The organism is Pseudomonas sp. QD4 (assembly GCF_049199125.1).
In the GTDB taxonomy this organism is placed as follows: domain Bacteria; phylum Pseudomonadota; class Gammaproteobacteria; order Pseudomonadales; family Pseudomonadaceae; genus Aquipseudomonas.
Genome location: NZ_JBLZOM010000003.1, coordinates 120,339 through 136,267 on the forward strand (window position 1 = coordinate 120,339; position 15,929 = coordinate 136,267).

General features: G+C 57.4%; 17 protein-coding genes. 7 read left to right on the plus strand and 10 right to left on the minus strand.

Annotated features, from left to right (window positions below; genetic code table 11):
• Positions 1–15: 15 nt before the first annotated feature.
• The 4 genes from ACOZJV_RS20775 to ACOZJV_RS20790 form a co-directional block, all read right to left on the minus strand.
• On the minus strand, positions 16–516 hold the full coding sequence (locus ACOZJV_RS20775; protein ID WP_078470672.1) for a universal stress protein: 501 nt from the start codon (positions 514–516) through the stop codon (positions 16–18).
• Between the two features lie 94 nt (positions 517–610).
• Entirely contained in the window at positions 611–1,516 is a 906-nt protein-coding gene (locus tag ACOZJV_RS20780; protein WP_421548383.1) for a 5'-nucleotidase, read from the minus strand.
• A 24-nt stretch (positions 1,517–1,540) separates the two neighbouring features.
• On the minus strand, positions 1,541–2,497 hold the full coding sequence (locus ACOZJV_RS20785) for a putative 2-dehydropantoate 2-reductase (RefSeq protein WP_421548384.1): 957 nt from the start codon (positions 2,495–2,497) through the stop codon (positions 1,541–1,543).
• Positions 2,494–2,880 (minus strand): thioredoxin, encoded by a 387-nt coding sequence (locus tag ACOZJV_RS20790; protein WP_201131902.1) that lies wholly within the window; start codon positions 2,878–2,880, stop codon positions 2,494–2,496. The genes ACOZJV_RS20785 and ACOZJV_RS20790 overlap by 4 nt, the downstream gene beginning before the upstream one ends.
• Here ACOZJV_RS20790 and ACOZJV_RS20795 point away from each other — a divergent pair.
• Complete coding sequence (locus ACOZJV_RS20795) at positions 2,879–3,313, plus strand: pilus assembly protein PilZ (protein WP_078470675.1); 435 nt, start codon at positions 2,879–2,881, stop codon at positions 3,311–3,313. The genes ACOZJV_RS20790 and ACOZJV_RS20795 overlap by 2 nt on opposite strands.
• Positions 3,314–3,453: 140 nt before the next feature.
• The gene (locus ACOZJV_RS20800; RefSeq protein ID WP_020299679.1) at positions 3,454–4,530 is read left to right on the plus strand and encodes a 3-deoxy-7-phosphoheptulonate synthase; all 1,077 of its coding nucleotides are present in this window, start codon (positions 3,454–3,456) and stop codon (positions 4,528–4,530) included.
• Positions 4,531–4,590: 60 nt separating this feature from the next.
• Here the strand turns inward: ACOZJV_RS20800 and ACOZJV_RS20805 are convergent, their stop codons facing one another.
• A complete protein-coding gene (locus tag ACOZJV_RS20805; protein WP_007931380.1) occupies positions 4,591–4,872 on the minus strand; it encodes a GNAT family N-acetyltransferase in 282 nt (93 codons plus the stop codon).
• Positions 4,873–5,531: 659 nt separating this feature from the next.
• On the opposite strand from ACOZJV_RS20805, the gene oprI reads away from it, so the two are divergent.
• Complete coding sequence (gene oprI / locus ACOZJV_RS20810; RefSeq protein WP_003172710.1) at positions 5,532–5,783, plus strand: outer membrane lipoprotei OprI; 252 nt, start codon at positions 5,532–5,534, stop codon at positions 5,781–5,783.
• Positions 5,784–5,908: 125 nt separating this feature from the next.
• Here oprI and ACOZJV_RS20815 read toward each other — a convergent pair whose 3' ends face one another.
• The 3 genes from ACOZJV_RS20815 to ACOZJV_RS20825 form a co-directional block, all read right to left on the minus strand.
• Positions 5,909–6,877, minus strand: coding sequence for a L,D-transpeptidase family protein (locus tag ACOZJV_RS20815; RefSeq protein ID WP_020299678.1), 969 nt, complete (start codon positions 6,875–6,877; stop codon positions 5,909–5,911).
• Positions 6,878–6,993: 116 nt separating this feature from the next.
• Positions 6,994–7,287, minus strand: coding sequence for a hypothetical protein (locus ACOZJV_RS20820; RefSeq protein ID WP_020299677.1), 294 nt, complete (start codon positions 7,285–7,287; stop codon positions 6,994–6,996).
• 56 nt (positions 7,288–7,343) lie between these two features.
• Positions 7,344–7,949: an arylesterase gene (locus ACOZJV_RS20825; protein WP_078470676.1), complete on the minus strand. Its 606-nt coding sequence runs from the start codon at positions 7,947–7,949 to the stop codon at positions 7,344–7,346.
• A gap of 10 nt (positions 7,950–7,959) precedes the next feature.
• Between ACOZJV_RS20825 and ACOZJV_RS20830 the strand changes: the two genes are divergently transcribed.
• Positions 7,960–8,643, plus strand: coding sequence for an ABC transporter ATP-binding protein (locus ACOZJV_RS20830; protein ID WP_078470677.1), 684 nt, complete (start codon positions 7,960–7,962; stop codon positions 8,641–8,643).
• Complete coding sequence (locus ACOZJV_RS20835; protein ID WP_421548385.1) at positions 8,643–11,147, plus strand: ABC transporter permease; 2,505 nt, start codon at positions 8,643–8,645, stop codon at positions 11,145–11,147. The genes ACOZJV_RS20830 and ACOZJV_RS20835 overlap by 1 nt, the downstream gene beginning before the upstream one ends.
• A 29-nt stretch (positions 11,148–11,176) precedes the next feature.
• Here the strand turns inward: ACOZJV_RS20835 and greB are convergent, their stop codons facing one another.
• Positions 11,177–11,650, minus strand: a complete 474-nt coding sequence (gene greB / locus ACOZJV_RS20840; protein WP_421548586.1) for a transcription elongation factor GreB — start codon at positions 11,648–11,650, stop codon at positions 11,177–11,179.
• A gap of 437 nt (positions 11,651–12,087) precedes the next feature.
• Entirely contained in the window at positions 12,088–13,989 is a 1,902-nt protein-coding gene (locus tag ACOZJV_RS20845; RefSeq protein WP_421548386.1) for a hypothetical protein, read from the minus strand.
• A 281-nt stretch (positions 13,990–14,270) separates the two neighbouring features.
• On the opposite strand from ACOZJV_RS20845, the gene ACOZJV_RS20850 reads away from it, so the two are divergent.
• Positions 14,271–15,194: an ABC transporter ATP-binding protein gene (locus ACOZJV_RS20850; RefSeq protein WP_421548387.1), complete on the plus strand. Its 924-nt coding sequence runs from the start codon at positions 14,271–14,273 to the stop codon at positions 15,192–15,194.
• Positions 15,191–15,925 carry an ABC transporter permease subunit gene (locus ACOZJV_RS20855; protein ID WP_078470682.1) on the plus strand — a complete coding sequence of 245 codons (735 nt, stop codon included), beginning with the start codon at positions 15,191–15,193 and terminating at the stop codon, positions 15,923–15,925. The genes ACOZJV_RS20850 and ACOZJV_RS20855 overlap by 4 nt, the downstream gene beginning before the upstream one ends.
• The last annotated feature ends 4 nt before the right edge of the window (positions 15,926–15,929 follow it).

Below are 15,929 nucleotides of genomic sequence, written 5' to 3' on the forward strand. Positions count from 1 at the left end.
TCTTCGACGCCCCTTTCAGATATCCCCCAGCCGACGACGCTGCACCAAGGGCACGAGGTACACCGGCACCTTCGCCAACTGCAACACACGGGCTGCCGTCCTGCCCAGCGGGGTTTCCACGCCCGCTTCGTGGCTATGACTTCCTACGATCAGCAAATCCACGGAGAGTTTCGCCGCCTGCTCGAGAATGACCTGCGCAGGATCCCCCTGAAACACCCTGACCGACTGAATCAACGCCAGGTCCTGCATGCCCTCCCCCAGTTCTTCACGGAAGCTGTCGAGCACCCGCTGCTCGATACTGGCCATCACCGTGCTCAAACCCTGGTTGTGAAAATCATTCAACGCCTGCTCATCGAGGTAGCTCTGCAGCACCGACTCGGCAAACAGCCCCATAGGCTCCACGGCGTGGATGACATGCAGGTCGGCATTGAACGTTCGAGCCAGTTCCACCGCATGCTGCATCACATAAGGTGCGTACAGACCAAGGTCAGTGGCATATAGCATCGAACGAATCATATGACCTCCATGACTGCCAGGACGGCGGAGATTGATTCAGCTTAGCAGTGCCCGGCCAACTGCGACGCCAGCCGCCGGGCCCGGGATCAAAGGCTCAGGTTTTGCTCTCATTGCTGATGCCATGGGGCACATGGCCAGTGGCGACCACTTCGCGCGCCAGTTCGCAATGACCGGCCTGGTCATCGAAAAATACGTCTGCGGCAAAAGCCTCGAGAAACGCCGCTTTCTCCAGGCCGCCCAGGAACAGCGATTCATCCAGGCGGATATCCCACTCGCGCAAGGTGCGGATCACCCGTTCATGAGCCGGCGCCGAGCGCGCAGTGACCAGGGCGGTGCGGATCGGACAGGCGTCGTCGGGAAACTCGCGCTGCAACAGATTGAGCGCAGCGAGAAAGCCTTTGAACGGCCCGCCTCGCAAAGGCTCGCGAGCAGATTCGCGCTCCTTGGCCTGGAACGCTTCAAGGCCGCCCAACTGATAAACCCGTTCCGACTCATCGGAAAACAACACCGCATCACCGTCAAAGGCAATGCGCAACTCGGCACTGGCGGCACGGCGCGCGCCGCCCGACAAAATGGTCGCCGCAGCGAATCCGGCATCCAGCGCGCTGCGCACGTCTTCGGCGTGAGTCGAGAGGAACAGGTCACAGCCAAATGCCGCGAGATAAGGGTAAGGGCTGCGCCCGCCGACGAAAGCGGCCCGGGAGATATCCAGGCCGTAGTGCTGGATCGAGTTGAACACACGCAAGCCGGTGTCGGCGCTGTTGCGCGATACCAGGACGACTTCGACCCGGGCTCGCCCAAGGCTGGCGTTGAGACTGAGAAGCTTCTTCACCAGAGGAAAAGCCTCACCCGGCTCGAGGTTTTCCTCTTCATGCTCGATCTGATACTGCCGATAAGCCTCGACGCCCTCCGCCAGGTAGACCTTGTGGCTGTCGCTCAAGTCAAACAGTGCCCGCGACGAAATCGCCACCACCAACTTTCCACCCAGGCCCTTAGCCATGTACTGCTCCCCCGCCTGACGGTTTCAATCGTTATACCGATCAATAAAACTCAACGCCTGATACAGCGCTTCGATTCTCGGCAGCTCGCATCCCGCGGCCTTGGCCGCGGCCAGAGGCGCAGCATAGATGGCCGCAAGCTCCAAGGGACGCTTGTGCAGATAATCGTGGTACATGCTCGGCCAGTAATCCGGCATTTTTTCCGTAACCTTGAACAGATGCTCGGCATAACCGGTCGGCACGCTATGCCCACAGGCCTCTGCCCCGCGCACCACCTCGGCCATCAAGGCCTGGATCAACTGCCGGCTTGCGTCATCGGCCATCAAGGGCGCGGTACTGGCCTTGAGCAGCACCGAGAGACCGTTGTACGGCACATTCCACACTAGCTTCTGCCAGCGCGCCTGCCCCAGGTCAGGCATCGCCTGGGAATCGAGACCAGCCTTGCGAAACATCGCCGAGCCTTCTTCGACAATGGCCTGACGTGCCGCCGCGTCCGACGCCGGACCACTGTGATACCCCAGATTCACCGCACCCAAGGCTTGATGCTCAATCACCCCAGGCGCCGAGCGGTATGCACAGATATAGCAAAGCCCACCCAGCACATGGATTGACTCAGGCAGCAATGGACGCAGTGCTTCTTCGACGCCCAAGCCGTTCTGCAGCAACAACACCTTGGCCCCTGGGGCCGCTGCGCTGATCAAGATGGGTGCAAGATCAGGATTGCTGGTGGCCTTGGCTCCCACCAGCAACCAGTCGCAAGGCGGCAGATCCTCGCCGTTGGCGTAAGCCTGCACTGGGTTCAGTGTCAGTTGACCTTGAACCGCATGGTTCAGCTGCAAGCCACGCAGTGCCACCGCCGAGAACTCACCGCGCAGCAAAAAGTGCACGTCGAAACCGGCCCGCGCCAACATCACGCCATAAAAACCACCGATCGCGCCGGTACCAATAATGCCGACTCGCGGCTTGTGCACAGCACTCATCATGGCAACTCCTCTGCAATTCGCTCCAATGCCTGGTGCACGGCGTCGGCGAGATCAGTCGCGCGCAGACGCGATTGCACAGCGCCGTAAAACTCACCGTCGCGCACCACGAACAGGGCCGGTAAATGAAACACCTGATAACGCTGGACGACGCCACCGTTGTTTCCCGCATCAATCCAGCACAGCCGATCGACAGGCAAATCAAAGGTGGGCAATTGCTGGCGTGCCCAACGACAGCTGGAGCAACCGATGCTGGTGAAAATCACCAGGGAAATGCCACTCATCGCCAACAACCGCTGATCGGTGTCGAAATCGGTCAGCTCCAATTGGGCCACTATACTGGGGGAAACACTGTCGACTAGCCGACGCTCGGGGTCCGCGCTCATGGGACGTTTTCTACCTCATCCAGACGATGTTCCGGTTGAACTGACCTTGCGCAAACACTCGTGCATTTCGCGGCAGCGGCTGCACACTATCAGCCTCGGCGGCGTGGCTTGCAATTACCACCGTGCCTGGCGATGCGGCACGGCGCTGCTGGTGCGCATGCCGACCCTGGGCGAAAACGCCTGCTATCAGGGCTATGTCGCCTGGTGCCTGCGCCGCAAGCACGGCTACCTGGTGGGTATCGCCTTTGTCGACGAACAGACCCTGTTCGGTGCGCGCATGGGCGCGCAGGTTTGCCAGATCGAACGCTACTGCCGCCTGCACGAACCCCAGGCCGAACGACAGCGTACCGAGGCGCTCGCCTTGCAATGGATCACCCAGCACGCCGAGGACTTTTCCCAGGAGCAGGTCCATCGCGCATTTATCCAGCCCTAGCGGGATAAAACCCCCGCCAGCCCATTGTCGAATCACCGGCTAACGCGCTAAGGTTCCGCTCCCCGACGCGCTCAAATCCGCTGTGCTCCGCCGCGCGGGGATCGCTGGCGGCCGGCACCCGTGACCTGACGAGTAACACGATGGCTGATTTACCGATCAACGACCTTAACGTCGCCTCCAACGAGACGCTGATCACTCCTGATCAGCTCAAGCGTGACATCCCCCTGAGCGATGCTGCCCTGCGCACCGTGACCAAGGGCCGCGAGGTGATCCGCAATATTCTGGATGGCACCGACCATCGCCTGTTTGTCGTTATCGGCCCTTGCTCGATCCACGACATCAAAGCAGCTCACGAGTACGCCGAGCGCCTGAAGGTACTGGCCGCCGAAGTGTCCGACACTCTGTACCTGGTAATGCGCGTCTACTTCGAGAAGCCGCGGACCACGGTCGGCTGGAAAGGCCTGATCAACGACCCTTACCTGGACGACTCATTCAAGATTCAGGACGGCCTGCACATTGGCCGCCAGTTGCTACTGGACCTGGCCGAGATGGGCCTGCCAACCGCCACCGAAGCGCTGGACCCGATCTCCCCGCAGTACCTGCAGGATTTGATCAGCTGGTCGGCCATCGGCGCGCGCACCACAGAATCCCAGACCCACCGCGAAATGGCGTCTGGCCTGTCTTCCGCTGTCGGCTTCAAGAACGGCACCGATGGCGGCCTGACCGTTGCGATCAATGCACTGCAATCGGTTTCCAGCCCTCATCGCTTCCTGGGTATCAACCAGGAAGGCGGCGTATCGATCGTCACCACCAAAGGCAACGCTTATGGTCACGTGGTATTGCGCGGTGGCAACGGCAAGCCGAACTACGATTCGGTGAGCGTCGCGCTGTGTGAACAGGCGCTGAACAAAGCGAAGATCAAACCCAACATCATGGTCGACTGCAGCCACGCCAACTCCAACAAGGACCCGGCGCTGCAACCTTTGGTCATGGAGAACGTGGCTAACCAGATTCTCGAAGGCAATCAGTCGATCATCGGCCTGATGGTCGAGAGCCATCTGAACTGGGGCTGCCAGGCGATTCCGAAAGACTTGGCCGAATTGCAATACGGCGTGTCGATCACGGACGCCTGCATCGACTGGGAAAGCACCGAAAAAACCTTGCGCGGCATGCATGCCAAGCTCAAGGACGTATTGCCTAAACGCGATCGCGGCTGATTTCACAAAAGACGCAAACAAAAACGCCGGGCTCAGCCCGGCGTTTTTGTGTGTGCCCACTCAGAGTTTCGCGGCGTGACGCTGATGGCGCTCCATGTAGCGCTCCACGTATGAGCACGAAGGAATTACCGTGTACCCCATGCGATCAGCATACTCCAGGGCCTGCTCGGTCAACGCGGCAGCAATGCCACGGCCACGCAATGCGTTGGGCACGAATGTCCGATAGATATCCAGGGTCTGCTTACCCAGGTCCATGTAAGTCAGGTAGGCACGATGACCGTCCACATTGGTCTCGAACTGATGACCAGCCTGGTCATGGTGGATGGACAACGCCTCGCTCATCACTACTCCTCGCGGGTCTTGGATTCTGACCCCTACCTTACCGATGTTTTTCCGGCGAAGGAACATCTACGCCACCCCGTGCCTGACTGGACACCGAGAAAAGCCTGCCGCTCAGGTTCAACCTGCACGTTACAAATAGTATGCATCATTGGCATAAATGCTCAAGACGCACTCATCTTGTGCTGCGCAGCATGAGGCGCGTCACACGCCGACCTAACAGTGCAAACCAAAATGCTCACGTACACAACGTTTCACCAATGACACACTGAACATCGCCGGATGTTGAGACTTAAGACGAGCGCCCCTTCTTAAAGTCACCTCAACATCAACAAAGATACGTGAGCGTTTACACAGAATCTGAAGAAAAGTGTAGACGCCTCAATATAGATCGACTTTAGCCTACACTCAGAAACTGCTGTGGGGAGTGGCTAACGGGTAACACCGGCTATCCAGCAAGGCACCCAGGCCGGGCCTCGCAGCTGCGCGGTTTTTATACAACTGGCTAAAAAGTTGCTCGAAAAAGATTCAGCACCTAGAATTTTTTTTGCTTCTTGCGCTACGTCAGTTTACTTACTACAAGTAATGGGTAGTATGTACGCCGGCTATTTCCTCACTCTGAAGAGATAGCTACTAATAGAAAGTCCTTGAAGGGGAACACGATGAACAACGTTCTGAAATTCTCTGCTCTGGCTCTGGCCGCAGTTCTGGCTACCGGTTGCAGCAGCGTATCCAAAGAAACCGAAGCTCGTCTGACTGCTACTGAAGACGCAGCAGCTCGCTCCCAGGCTCGTGCAGACGAAGCCTACCGTAAAGCTGATGAAGCTCTGGCTGCTGCTCAAAAAGCACAACAGACTGCTGACGAAGCTAACGAGCGCGCTCTGCGCATGCTTGAAAAAGCTAGCCGCAAGTAATAGTCCCTCGGGATTGTTATCAAGCCGATCCATTTTTGGGTCGGCTTTTTTATTGCCCGGATTTTTCTGCAGGCAATAAAAAACCCGCCGAAACCAGAGGCTCCGACGGGCTTTTCCAACAGTGATTACTGCTCTGGATCGACGGGAACGGAAGACACCGTCGGTGCGGAAACAGGCACCGCGATCTCCACCGGCAGACCATCCTCGGCCGCGACGACATCACGCACCACATCCCAATTCATGCGCAGGCTGTTCGCCAGGTCTTCGCGCTTGAGCAAGGCATTGATCACTGCGGTGTGCTTGTCGACTACCGACGGGTTGCCATTGTCGTCCAGTGGCGTGTGAGCCTCCAGATAGACCTTGCCACCGCTGACGCCAAACTTGTAAGGGTCGTTGAGAATTCGTACCGAGGTACCAACCGGCACCATGCCGGCCATTTCCAGCACGTTGTTATTGAACATGCGGAAGCAGCCGTGACTGGTGCGCATGCCAATCCCGAATTTCTTGTTCGAGCCGTGAATCAGGTAACCCGGAGTTCCCAGGGTGAACTTGAACGGGCCCAGCGGGTTGTCCGGGCCGGCCGGCACCACGTTTGGCAGCGGGTCACCGTCGGCCGCATGCTCCGCCTTGATCGAAGCAGGAGGCGTCCAGGTCGGGTTCGGAGTTTTGGCAACGATGCTGGTGTGCGCAATCGGTGAGCCCCAGCCTTCGCGGCCGATGCCCAGGGGGAAGGTGTAAACGACATTACGTCCCTTGGGGAAGTAATACAGCCGATATTCGGCCAGGTTGATCACGATGCCCTCACGCGGGCCCGGCGGCAGAATGAATCGGGTCGGCAGAACCACTTCCGTACCCGCTCCAGGCAACCATGGATCGACGCCCGGGTTGGCCGCCACCATTTCCAGATAACCCAGGTCGTAAGTCGTTCCCAGATCGGCAAAGGTGTCTTCGTACTTGGCCTTGATCACCTGCACCTGGCCCACGATGTCTTCACCGGGGGGGGGGAGAGGCAACTCCAGTGCGGCCACCGGGCCTGCCACACAAAGTGCGGCAAGCGTCAGGCAGCGGGTGACGGCAGGAAAACGCGGCAACATCCGGAAAATCCTTCGCATGATCAACGGGTGAGAAAAAAAGCGATTGTACACCGCAGCCTCCCGCTTCGGCAGTTGGCTGGGGTAAGCGTAGCTACAGGCCATCCGATGGCGAATGTTTAAAGTTCGAAGCGCAGCTCAGGCCAGATCGGTGGAGTACCACGCTTCTGCGACTCGAGAATCGCGCGGCAGAGCGGACACAGGCGCTGTTCCTGAAAAATGGTCCGGTCCACGCTCGACCAGCGCGGCTGGGCGGGAAGCAAAGAGCCACATAACGTCCGGTCGGCAGCACCACCGAGTTCCAACTGACGCGTGACCAGGTGCACCCGAACTTCCTGGCAGGCAAACAGATCCAGCTGTTCGTCAGGCTCGATCAGTTGATAGGCAAACAGGGACCAGGCAGGACGCGGCATTGGGGGCTCCAAATCGGGGGCGCCACATTAGCCGAAACACTGCCACTAGAAAAGCGTCAAAGCAGCGGTTTTAGCGTCGGCCAGACATTTTCCAGCAACTTGCCCTGGGCCGCAGCCGCTGGGTGCAGACCATCGGCCTGCATCAGCTCGGGAATGCCGCCGATCCCTTGCAGAAAAAACGGCACCAGGGCGATTTTCTTCTCGTTGGCCAGGTTGCTGTAGACCTCGGCAAATGCCTGGGTATAACGCACGCCATAGTTGGGAGGTAGCTGCATACCCAGTAGTAGCACCTTGGCACCGCTGGCTTTTGAGTTATCAATCATCGACGCAAGATTTTGTTGCAATTGCGTTGGCAGTTGACCGCGCAGCCCATCGTTGCCTCCCAGCTCCAGGATCACCACATCCGGCCTATGCTCTGTGAGCAGCGCAGGTAGCCGCGCCAGGCCTCCTGCGCTGGTGTCGCCGCTGATCGATGCATTGATTACCTTGTCGTTGAAACCTTCGTCCTTGAGCCGCTGCTCCAGCAGGGTTACCCACCCTTGTCGGGTATCCAGGCCGAAAGCCGCACTGATACTATCGCCAACGATCAGGACTGTACCCGCCGCTGCGTTCTGGGCCATGCACATCAAGGCCAGGCCAGCACTCAAAAACCACACACGCATCGGACTCTCCATGGGCGCAAGCATTCTCACTGCGCGGAACCTTAGCAAAGTGGTTCCCAGCGCGGAAGGTGAACTGACCATCCTGCACCAACTCAGCCTGGAACTGAACAAGGGCGATAGCCTGGCCATCGTCGGTGCCTCAGGTTCCGGCAAATCCACGCTCCTGGGCCTGCTGGCCGGGCTCGACTTGCCCAGCAGCGGTGAAGTCACGCTTGCAGGCCAGGCCCTGAGTACCCTGGATGAGGATCAGCGAGCACGCATCCGTGCCGAACACGTGGGTTTTGTCTTCCAGTCATTTCAATTGCTCGACAGCCTCAATGCCTTGGAAAACGTCATGCTGCCGCTGGAGCTGGACGGTCGCAAGGATGCTCGCGAGCGCGCGACCCAATTGCTGCAACGGGTGGGCCTGGGCAAGCGCCTGACCCATTCACCGCGCCAACTCTCCGGCGGCGAACAGCAGCGGGTAGCGATCGCCAGGGCATTTGCGGCGGAGCCCGACGTTTTGTTCGCTGATGAACCGACCGGCAACCTCGACAGCCACACCGGCGAGCGCATCTGCGATCTGTTGTTCGAGCTCAATAAAGAACGCGGCACCACATTGGTACTGGTCACTCACGACGAACGCCTGGCACACCGCTGCCGGCGCCTGATCCGCCTTGAAGCCGGCCTGCTGGTCGCCCCTCTGGAGCCTTGATGGCACGCCTGCCGCTGTTGCGCCTGTTCAGCCTCGCCCTGCGTCAACTGCTGCGCGATGCCCGCGCCGGTGAATTAAGGGTGTTGTTCTTCGCCTTGCTGGTGGCTGTTGCGGCCAGCACCGCCATCGGCTATTTCGGCGCCCGCCTGAACGGCGCCATGCTGCTGCGCGCCACCGAATTCCTCGGCGCCGACCTGCTGCTCGAGGGCAGCTCGCCGGCACGCCCGGAGCAGATCCAGAGCGGCCGGGAACTGGGGCTGGAGCATGCGCAGATCGTGGAGTTCTCCAGCGTCGTAGCCACCGACAAAGGTATCCAGCTGTCCAGCATCAAGGCAGCGGATGAGGTCTATCCATTACGTGGCGAGCTGAAAAGCGCACCGGCGCCCTACGCAGCCGAAGAGTCAGGAGGCGGACCGAAGCCAGGTGAAGCCTGGGTCGAGTCGCGCCTATTGGCCGCGCTGGATTTGAAGATCGGCGACAGCATCGACGTTGGGATGAAGACTCTGCGCCTGGCCCGAGTGCTGACCTATGAGCCGGACCGTGCCGGCAACTTCTACAGCCTGACGCCGCGGGTGCTGATCAATTTGTCCGATCTGGCGGCCACGGGCGTGGTGCAGCCCGGTAGCCGGGTCAGCTACAAGGAGCTGTGGCGCGGCACCGCTCCTGCGCTGGAAACCTATCGACAATTGATCAAACCAGGGTTGGCTGCCAATCAGCGCTTGCAGGATGCACGCGATGGCAACCAACAGATCGGCGGCGCCTTGGGCAAGGCCGAGCGTTACCTGAACATGGCCAGCCTGGTAGCCGTACTGCTATCGGGCGTCGCGGTGGCGCTGTCGGCCACGCGCTTCGCCACCCGGCGCTTCGATGCCAGCGCCCTGCTGCGCTGCCTTGGCTTGTCCAGGCGTGAAACCATGCTGTTGTTCAGTGTGCAGTTGGCTGTACTCGGCCTTCTGGCCAGCCTCAGCGGCGCACTGATAGGGTGGCTGGCTCAACTCGGGTTGTTCGCCCTGCTGCATGAGCTCTTGCCCAGTGATGTACCGCCGGGTGGATGGCTGCCGGCGGTCGCCGGGATCGGCACCGGGCTGGTGGCACTCGCCGGCTTCGCCCTGCCGCCGCTTGCCGCCCTGGGTCGTGTTCCGCCATTACGAGTGTTACGTCGCGACCTGCTGCCCATCCCTTCGAGCACCTGGATGGTCTATGGCGCGGCCCTGCTCGCCCTGGGCCTGATCATGTGGCGCCTGAGCCTGGACCTGGTACTGACCTTCGCCCTGCTCGGCGGTGGGGTGGTGGCTGCGGTGGTTCTGGGTGGGCTTCTGCTGCTTGCCCTGCAAAGCCTGCGGCGCCTGTTGGCTCGCGCCTCGCTGCCGTGGCGCCTGGGCCTGGGGCAGTTGCTGCGCCATCCACTGGCGGCTGCGGGCCAATCCCTGGCATTCGGCCTGATTCTATTGTCGATGGCGTTAATCGCCCTGTTGCGCGGCGAGCTGCTGGATACCTGGCAGAATCAGCTACCGAAAAATGCCCCCAACTACTTCGCGCTGAATATCCTTCCCGCCGATAAACAGGCCTTCACCGATCGGCTGGTGGCACTCTCGGCACCTTCGGCGCCGCTGTATCCGGTAGTACCGGGGCGACTGATCAGCATCAACGGCGAGCCGGTCAGGGATATCGTCAGCAAAGACTCCAGCGGCGATCGCGCTGTCCAGCGCGACCTGAGCCTGACCTGGGCCGCCGACTTGCCACAAGGCAATAGCATCACCGCCGGGAGCTGGTGGTCGAGCCAGCCGCAAGGCGATCTGCCCGGCGTCTCGGTGGAAAACAAGGTCGCAGAAAGCCTGAAACTCAAAATCGGCGATCGGCTGACCTTCACCGTCGGCGGGATCAATCGAGAAGCCCAGGTCACCAGCCTGCGCAAAATCAACTGGGATAACTTCCAGCCCAACTTCTTCATGATCTTCCAGCCGGGCACCTTGAAAGATCTCCCCGCGACCTACCTGACCAGCTTTTACCTGGCGGCCGGGCATGACCAACAGATCGTCGAGCTGTCCCGTGCCTTTCCCGCAGTGACCATTCTTCAGGTGGAGGCCTTGCTGGAGCAACTGCGCAGCATCCTCGCCCAGGTGACCCTGGCGGTGGAATACGTCTTGTTGTTTGTCCTGGCAGCTGGGATGACCGTCCTCTTCTCCGGCCTGCAGGCCACCCTTGACGAGCGCATTCGCCAAGGTGCGCTGTTGCGGGCCTTGGGGGCGGAGCGGCGGTTGCTGGTCACAGCGCGGCGTATCGAGTTCGGCCTGCTCGGCGCTGTCAGTGGTCTGCTGGCTGCTCTGGGTTCTGAATTGGTGAGCCTGGTGCTCTACCGCTATGCCTTCGACCTGCCTTGGCACCCACATCCGTGGTTGCTGGTGTTGCCGCTGATCGGTGCCGCACTGGTCGGCGGCGCGGGGGTTTTCGGCACACGACGGGCCTTGAATGCCAGCCCGCTGACGGTACTGCGCGAAGGCTGAAGACCAAGGCCCGTCTCAGGCAGACGGGCCTACTTTTGATACTCGATTCGATTGATCCACCAGCAGGTTTCACCTCCAGGCGTAGGAACAATCGCTTCATCCCCCTCTTCCTTCTTCAACAGCGCTCGAGCCATTGGCGAGTCGATGGAGATGTAATCCTTCTGCCCGTATATCTCGTCATAACCAACAATACGAAAGCGCTTGGTCTCACCCGCTTCATTCTCCACCTCGACCCACGCGCCGAAGAACACTCGCCCCTCCTGCTCGGGCGCGTATGAAACCACGCGCATGTCTTCCAGGCGCTTGCGTATGTAGCGCACCCGGCGATCAATTTCTCGCAGCAGCTTCTTGTTGTACTGGTAATCGGCGTTTTCACTCCTGTCACCCAGTGACGCAGCCCAGGTGACTTTGCGGGTAGTGTCGGGACGCTTTTCCCGCCATAGATAGTCGAGCTCTTTCTTGAGGGCCTCATGACCTTCCTGGGTAATCAGTTTTGTACTCAATTGCTTAATCACCACCCGCAGTGAACCGACCATGAATCTCACGATTTGGCCTGAGGCCGAACAACCCGCCTGACCGGACCTAAGTCGCGGGCCCAGCCGGCTTGAGAAAAACCGATGATAAATCACTGCGGGAAAGTAGCTAGCCCTAATCCTTGCGGTGGACGAGGCAGCCACATCAACCGATCTCTGCCTGGGAGCACGGCCAACACTCAACCTAAGCCCCCCAGGAGATCGGCAACTAGAGCAATCCCTGATCGATCCATTGCTCATAGAAAACGTAATGACGCAGAAAAAATCTGCGAGAGCACGTCTATTGGAATGGCTTGAAAACGGGGAAGTGAGGCCCTGTTCTTTCAACAAGATCAGGGCTCGATAGCGGTACCTGGAATCAGGCAGAGACAGGCTTCAAATAACGTGATTCGCCGCTTACAGCGGGCTCAGACCACTCCATCCGGAGAACATTCGCCCTCGCCGAGGGGGATGCTGGAAATGGCATGGAGGCTATTGTTGAAAGTCACCGTTTCGTTGAAGTTCTTCACAATGCTGCTGAGCTTTTTCTTGGCATTGGTTAGTTGCTTCAAGCGCTCTACCAATTCAGCACTCTTTTTCTGTATATCCAGCTCACGCGCTTCCAATTTGAGATCCCGGGCGCGCTGCTGCTTGGAAAGCTCCTCAAGACGCTGCTGCCCCAGTTGCAGAAGCTCGGATCGCCGAATTGCATTTCGCTCCCTGGCTTCAAGGCTTTCAGCCAATTGCTGCAAAGCGGAACTACGCTCGGCGATGATCCGGGCGTTGTTGTCGGCAGCTCTGTCTGCGGCCACCCGTTCCTGCTGCAACTGGCTCTGGAGCAGCATCAAGCCCTCCTCTTTCTCCACCAGTTGCCGCTCTCTCTCTTGCAGTTGGGACTTCAAACCCTCCAGGGTTTCTTGCTGCTTCATTGCGCCCAGCTTTTGCTGGACCAACTCTTGCGCCATGCCCGCAACATTGGCCAAGGTACTCTCGACATCAAGCAATAGATGCTCGGTATCAGCCCCTGGAAGAGATGCATTTTCAAACGGCTGAATGCTCTCCAGTTCTTTTAAGTTCTTCGCTGAGTGTTCTGGATCCAACATCTCTTCAGCCCGTGGTTGTACAAGGGGACTAATTGAAGCCCCTTCAGATGCACCGCCAACCTCAGTCATGGCTGAAACCGCAAGATTCGACCGAATGAAATCAGCTGATCCCACCTCATGCTCATCGACTTGGGCAAAAGGTCGCAATGAGTCCATACCGGCATCTTCTGCACCAAGGTCTGAGCCGTTTTCTTCCAGAGTCATATCGTTAAGGGGCTCCGAACCGAGATCGCCTACCAGCCCTTCAAGCTCCGCCAACGTGCTTTGCATATCCTGGCGAAACTGTTCGCTTTGACTGTCATCAACTCGTAGGCGCTCAACCATCGATGACGAAACAGGGAGTTTCATGTCCGTTTCCTCTTGAGCAGCAGTAGTCGCGAGCGCTGTAACTTCCAGGACATCAGGCTCACCTTCGTTGTCGAGTGCCAAGCCTGGAGCCCCATCGGCCGAATAGAGATCCGATGCCTCGGCATTTGAACTGATCTGCGAGCCATCTATAAATGAAGCAGTCAGCATTGGAGCAGCCAGCAGCTCTTCACTGGTAAATGAAGCCAGCGCAGAACTGAAATCACCCGAGTGTTGCACCACACCTTCTGCTTTCTGCTCGTCAGCAGCCTCTGCATACATGGATGACCCGTTATCGAGCCCCTTAGCGTCTTGAGAAGTTAACTGAATAATGTCATCGCCCGGCGTTTCCGCTGTATCAAGGAGCGTCAGCAACTGAGAGTCATCATGTTCATAAGATCCATCTGGTTCCGTGAACAAAGCACTAACACCGGAGACAATCGGCACCGTACGTTCGATCGCTGGCAACCGTTCTTGATCGCGCATGGAGATCAGCTTGGTGATCAGCGCCTTTTTGATGCCGAGAGGCCGATGATCTTCGACTTCGGCGACAGGCAAGTCACAATCTGTCAGATCAATAAGATGATAGGGAATATCGACATGGCTCTGAAGATCACCGTGGGCAGCTCTTCTGACGAGTTGCTTGAATACATGAGCTGCGACCGTCCATTCATGGCCTGAATCAACCTGACTCAAAACATACTTATCACTCGTCTTATGCAACATTGCGATATACACGCGAGTTTTGTCGCCTTCCACTTCCTCATTCAGGCTATACACAAGAAAATTACTGCCAATTTGAGGAACTGCAACACCACAGAGCAACGCACCACTAACGATTTCTTGATCAGCGTTTTTTATGGTAATGGTTCGTAGAAACATAGCAGATTTGAAACCCCATCATGCATATTAAAAAACAAGCTCAGGGAAGATATTACAAGCGGACAAAAACCACATTAGGACCAGTCCTATTAATCAGCCACAGGCTTGCAGTTACTGACATTAACCGTATTATTTGGCCTTAGAGCAGACACACGCACTTGCACTATGCAACTCCTCAGCTTCGCTCGAACCACCGTGATCAATGATGCCACTGGCTACCTTAAAGGGACGGATCCAGCCCTGTAGAGAGAGTCGCCTTCAGGATTATCAGGCACAAGAATATGATCTATGTAGAAAAACTAACCAAGCGCTTTGGCGAGCACACTATCATCAAGAATGTTTCGTTCGGCGCTCAAGCAGGCGAAGTACTAGGACTACTCGGGCCCACCGGCGCAGGAAAGTCCACACTCATGAAGATAATGACCGGCTTACTCCCCCCTACTTCAGGAAAAGTGGAGCTATCCGGCTTCGATGTAGACAAGCAGAAACTTCAGGCGCTGCGCCAACTCGGCTATATGCCTGAAAGAGCCACCCGCTACGCCAACATGGACGTTCATTGGTTTCTCGACTTCGTTGCCGAACTACGGGGAATTCGGGGCGCAAAAAAAAGCAAGAACTTGAGCAATACCGTTGAGCGACTAAAGCTTCAAAATATTCTGAAACAACCGATTGGCAGCCTGTCATGGGAGCTCAAGCAGAGAGTCGGGCTAGCCCAGGCCATAGTTCATGAGCCTAAATTACTTGTTCTCGACGAGCCAACGAATGGGCTCAATCCCGATCAAAGGCAAACACTCCACAACATCATAAAGTCACTATCAACAGACACGACCATCATCTTCTCCACAACCTGTGCGGATGAAATAACTGCTATTTGTAGTCGGGCGCTGATCATGTACGACGGTCGCCTCTTGGCGGACAATACAATTCCTGAACTGCGTAAACAATCCCGTTATCACAACGCAGTGACTATCGTCAGTGAGAAACCCCTGGATTACCTTGCACTGGCCGTACTGCCAGGGGTTTCGGGAATTGAAGAGCAAACCGACATACCCGGCGCCATCACCATACTTGCTACGCCAGGCGCAACTATTTCTCCAAAGATCAACGCACTGATTGCTGCACGGCAATGGGTGATCAAACACCTGACCGTCAACCCGGGAAGTCTGGATGAGGTGATCGAAAGCATGTTTGGAAAATCAAATTGAGACAGTCTCTGATTATTTTAAAACGTGAACTTAAGAGTTACTCACTCACGTCTGCGACCTATATTTATATAGCAGTCTTTTTGGCAACCTCGGGGATATCCTGCTTTTATTTCGGGAGCTTATTCGAACGAAATATTGCCAACCTCAACCCGCTCTTTGACATCATCCCCTGGCTCTACCTCTTGCTGATCCCAGCAATTGCCACATCAACCTGGGCAGAAGAACGCAAGAGCGGGTCTATCGAATTCTTGTTAACCCTGCCAATCAACAGCTTTCAAGTGGTAATGGGAAAATTTCTGGCTGCCTGGACGATTTTGGGACTATCCCTATTACTCACCTTCCCGCTTGCAACCACCATCAACTACCTAGGCGAGCCCGACAACACTGCACTCTACATCGGTTATTTGGGCAGCTGGTTACTGGCCGGCGCTTATTTATCAATAGGCTGCTGCTTGTCCGCCTTAGCGCGCGACCATCTGACCGCGTTTATTTCGACCTTTATTATTGGGCTTGTCTTCATGATCCCAAACCTATTGCCAGCGCTGGACGTTCCCGTTGCAAGCCTCCCCAGATGGCTAAGCGCATCCTTTGACTCTATAGGCTTGATCTCCCATTTCGATAGGTTCAGCAAGGGTGTGATCGACCTACGAGATTTGCTGTACTTCTTCGCCATGATCAGTGCGTGGCTCATAGCAACCACTGCTGTCATCGAACTCAAGAAAGCTGAATAAGGGT

Excerpts from the sequence above, each read along its gene's own strand:
- ACOZJV_RS20775 (WP_078470672.1), bottom strand. The coding sequence starts at position 516 with ATGATTCGTTCGATGCTATATGCCACTGACCTTGGTCTGTACGCACCT.
- ACOZJV_RS20780 (WP_421548383.1), bottom strand. The coding sequence starts at position 1,516 with ATGGCTAAGGGCCTGGGTGGAAAGTTGGTGGTGGCGATTTCGTCGCGG.
- ACOZJV_RS20785 (WP_421548384.1), bottom strand. The coding sequence starts at position 2,497 with ATGATGAGTGCTGTGCACAAGCCGCGAGTCGGCATTATTGGTACCGGC.
- ACOZJV_RS20795 (WP_078470675.1), top strand. The coding sequence starts at position 2,879 with ATGGGACGTTTTCTACCTCATCCAGACGATGTTCCGGTTGAACTGACC.
- ACOZJV_RS20790 (WP_201131902.1), bottom strand. The coding sequence starts at position 2,880 with ATGAGCGCGGACCCCGAGCGTCGGCTAGTCGACAGTGTTTCCCCCAGT.
- ACOZJV_RS20800 (WP_020299679.1), top strand. The coding sequence starts at position 3,454 with ATGGCTGATTTACCGATCAACGACCTTAACGTCGCCTCCAACGAGACG.
- ACOZJV_RS20805 (WP_007931380.1), bottom strand. The coding sequence starts at position 4,872 with ATGAGCGAGGCGTTGTCCATCCACCATGACCAGGCTGGTCATCAGTTC.
- oprI (WP_003172710.1), top strand. The coding sequence starts at position 5,532 with ATGAACAACGTTCTGAAATTCTCTGCTCTGGCTCTGGCCGCAGTTCTG.
- ACOZJV_RS20815 (WP_020299678.1), bottom strand. The coding sequence starts at position 6,877 with ATGTTGCCGCGTTTTCCTGCCGTCACCCGCTGCCTGACGCTTGCCGCA.
- ACOZJV_RS20820 (WP_020299677.1), bottom strand. The coding sequence starts at position 7,287 with ATGCCGCGTCCTGCCTGGTCCCTGTTTGCCTATCAACTGATCGAGCCT.
- ACOZJV_RS20825 (WP_078470676.1), bottom strand. The coding sequence starts at position 7,949 with ATGCGTGTGTGGTTTTTGAGTGCTGGCCTGGCCTTGATGTGCATGGCC.
- ACOZJV_RS20830 (WP_078470677.1), top strand. The coding sequence starts at position 7,960 with ATGGGCGCAAGCATTCTCACTGCGCGGAACCTTAGCAAAGTGGTTCCC.
- ACOZJV_RS20835 (WP_421548385.1), top strand. The coding sequence starts at position 8,643 with ATGGCACGCCTGCCGCTGTTGCGCCTGTTCAGCCTCGCCCTGCGTCAA.
- ACOZJV_RS20845 (WP_421548386.1), bottom strand. The coding sequence starts at position 13,989 with ATGTTTCTACGAACCATTACCATAAAAAACGCTGATCAAGAAATCGTT.
- ACOZJV_RS20850 (WP_421548387.1), top strand. The coding sequence starts at position 14,271 with ATGATCTATGTAGAAAAACTAACCAAGCGCTTTGGCGAGCACACTATC.